1 protein-coding gene and 1 pseudogene are annotated in these 3,107 nt (G+C 64.4%); both read right to left on the bottom strand.

Annotated elements, in window-relative coordinates:
- Window positions 1–68: 68 nt before the first annotated feature.
- On the bottom strand, window positions 69–1,499 hold the full coding sequence (locus Q0S16_RS24410) for an aldehyde dehydrogenase family protein (protein WP_295854460.1): 1,431 nt from the start codon (window positions 1,497–1,499) through the stop codon (window positions 69–71).
- Between the two features lie 217 nt (window positions 1,500–1,716).
- Window positions 1,717–3,107: pseudogene (locus Q0S16_RS24415) on the bottom strand (transketolase); the annotation flags it as partial.

A 3,107-nucleotide genomic window follows, 5' to 3' on the forward strand; every position in this document is an offset into this window, starting at 1 on the left:
AGGCCGGTGCAGAAACGCAAAACGCCGGCGTGGATTTCTCCGCGCCGGCGTTTTGTTACTTCATCAGATCACGCCGCGTTGAAGCCGGCGATCGCCTTGACTTCGAGGAAATCCTCGAGGCCGTACTTGCCCCATTCGCGGCCGTTGCCGGACTGCTTGTAGCCGCCGAACGGCGCGGTGCGGTCGTTGGGCGCGCCCTGCAGGTTGATGTTGCCGGCGCGGATCTTGCGGCCGACTTTTCGCGCGGCTTCGATCGAGGAGCCGGAGACGTAACCCGCCAGGCCATAGGGCGTGTCATTGGCGATCCTGACCGCCTCGGACTCGTCCTTGGCGCCCATGATCACCAGCACCGGCCCGAATATCTCTTCGCGGGCGATGGTCATGTTCTCGGTCACGTCAGCGAAAATCGTCGGGCGGACGTAAAAGCCCTTGTTGACGCCTTCCGGCAGGCCGGGACCACCAGCGACCAGCGTGGCGCCTTCCTCGATGCCCTTCTGGATCAGACCCTGGATCTTGTCCCACTGGCCGCGATTGACGACGGGACCGATCACGGTGCCGTCGGCACGGGGATCACCGGCCCTGGTCTTCTCGGCCTGCGCCTTGGCGATCGCCGCGATCTCGTTCATTTTCGCCTGCGGCACGATCATACGGCTCGGCGCATTGCACGACTGGCCGGAATTATTGAACATATGCGCGACGCCGCCGGTGACGGCCTTGACGAAGTCCGCGCCTTCCAGGATCACGTTCGGCGACTTGCCGCCGAGTTCCTGGCTGACGCGCTTGACAGTGGTGGCGGCGCGCTTGGCGACGTCGATGCCGGCGCGGGTCGAGCCGGTGAACGAGATCATATCGATGTCGGGATGTTCGCTCATGGCGATACCGACATCGGTGCCGAGGCCGTTGATGACGTTGAACACGCCCGCCGGCACGCCGGCTTCATGCAGGATCTCGGCGAAGATCAGCGCCGACGACGGCGTGTATTCCGACGGCTTCAGGATCATGGTGCAGCCGGCGGCCAGCGCCGGGGCCACCTTGCAGGCGATCTGGTTCAGCGGCCAGTTCCATGGCGTGATCATGCCGACAACGCCGATCGCCTCGCGGGTGATCATGGCATCATTATGCGGCTCGTCGAACTTGTAGTTCTTCAGCACGTCGAGCGTGGCGATCAGATGGCCGAGACCGGCGCCGGCCTGCAGCTTCTCCGCCATCGGCAGCGGCGCGCCCATCTCGTCGGACACCGACGCGCCAATGTCCTTGATGCGGGTCTTGTAGACCGCGATGATTTTTTCGAGCAGCGCGACGCGCTCCTCGCGCGAAGTGACCGAGAAGGTTTCGAAAGCCCGACGCGCGGCGATCACCGCCTTGTCGACGTCAGCCTTGGAGCCGAGCGCAACGTCATACATCGCTTCTTCGGTGGCCGGATTCACGACCGGAGTCGATTTCTTGATGGCGGGATCGACCCAGGCGCCATCAATGTAGAACTGCATGCGGTTGACCATTGGTAACCTCTTTGATTTCGGAAGCTTCAGTCAGGTTGATCTGGGAAGGCACAGGACATTCGGCAAGCACCCTTGCGTCACTTCCCATACACTGGAGGCCCGCCATACGCGGGGCGCCGCGCGATGGCGACGTGGCATATAAAAGCAGCGCCGCGGCGGGAGCAAGGCTCTGCCGTCAATTTGCGCTAATTCCAGACGTGTTTGCCCCGTAAGACGACTACACCGCCATTTTGCGGTGCAGCACAGGGGCGCCGACCGTGAGACCTTCAGCCGCATCGATAATCGCGTTGGCGTCGATGCCATGATGGCGATAGAGGTCCTGAATCGTCCCGGTCTGGCCGAAATGCTCGACGCCCAGCGCCTCCATGCGGTGGCCGCAGACGCTGCCGATCCAGCCCAGCGTGGCCGGATGGCCGTCGAGCACGGTGACGATGCCGCAATCGCGTGGCAGCGCCTGCAGCAATTTCTCGATTTGGCAGAGATGCCGTGGGTTGCGCCGGTCGCGCCGGATTTTCCGCGCGGCGGTCCAACCGGCATGCAGCCGATCGGCCGAGGTGACCGCCAGCAGGCCGATGTCACGGTGGCTGTCGCCGAGCAGGCCGGTAGCCTCGATCGCCTCCGGCGCCAGCGCGCCGGTATAGGCGATCACCAGGTCGCAATTGGCGCCCGGCTGACGCAACCAGTAGGCGCCGTCGGTGATGCCCTGCTCGAGCTCCGGCGTCATCATCCGCCGCGGCTGCTCGATGCTGCGGGTCGACAACCGCAGATAGACCGAGCCGCCGGCGCGCATGCCGGCCTCGTCGCCCTGCGCGCTCGATTCGCGCTGCATATGCGCGAAGCCCCAGCGCATCATCACCGCGAGTTCATCGACGAAGGCCGGCTCGAATGCGGCCAGGCCATCCTGGGCGATGCCAATCAGCGGCGTGGCGATCGACTGGTGCGCGCCCCCCTCCGGCGCCAGCGTGATGCCCGAGGGCGTCGCCACCACCATGAAGCGGGCGTCCTGATAACAGGCATAATTGAGCTGATCGAGCGCGCGGCTGATAAAGGGATCGTACAATGTCGCGATCGGCAGCAGCCGTACGCCGTTGATCGACGACGACAGACCCAGCGCCGACATCAGCAGGAACAAATTGCTCTCGGCAATGCCGAGCTCGATGTGCTGACCCTTCGGTGAAAAATCCCAGTTGAAGGTCGACGGAATCTTTTCGCTGCGAAAGTGATCGGCCTTTTCGGCGCGCGCGAACAGGCCGCAGCGATTGACCCAGGCGCCGAGATTGGTGGAGACGGTGACGTCGGGCGACGCGGTGACGATGCGTGACGCCAGTTCGCTGTCGCCGCGCGCCAGTTCGTTCAGCACCAGGCCAAAGCCCTGCTGCGTCGACATCGCCGGCGCCGGCTTGAAGGCGAGGTGCGCGGGCACCTCGATGACCGGCGCGCTCAGTCGCCGCTGACCCTGCTGGATGAACGGCACCGCGGCGAGGAATGCATCGAGCTCGGCCGCGTCCTGCGTCATGCCCTCATATTTGTCCCATTCATGGCCCGGCTGGATGTGCTGGTTCTCGCGCCACTTCTCCATCTGGGTCGGCGTCATCAGCCCGGCATGAT

The sequence above is a fragment of the Tardiphaga sp. genome, from assembly GCF_025356345.1.
In the GTDB taxonomy this organism is placed as follows: domain Bacteria; phylum Pseudomonadota; class Alphaproteobacteria; order Rhizobiales; family Xanthobacteraceae; genus Tardiphaga.

Coding starts and splice junctions, on each gene's coding strand:
- Q0S16_RS24410 (WP_295854460.1), bottom strand. CDS start 1,499: ATGGTCAACCGCATGCAGTTCTACATTGATGGCGCCTGGGTCGATCCC.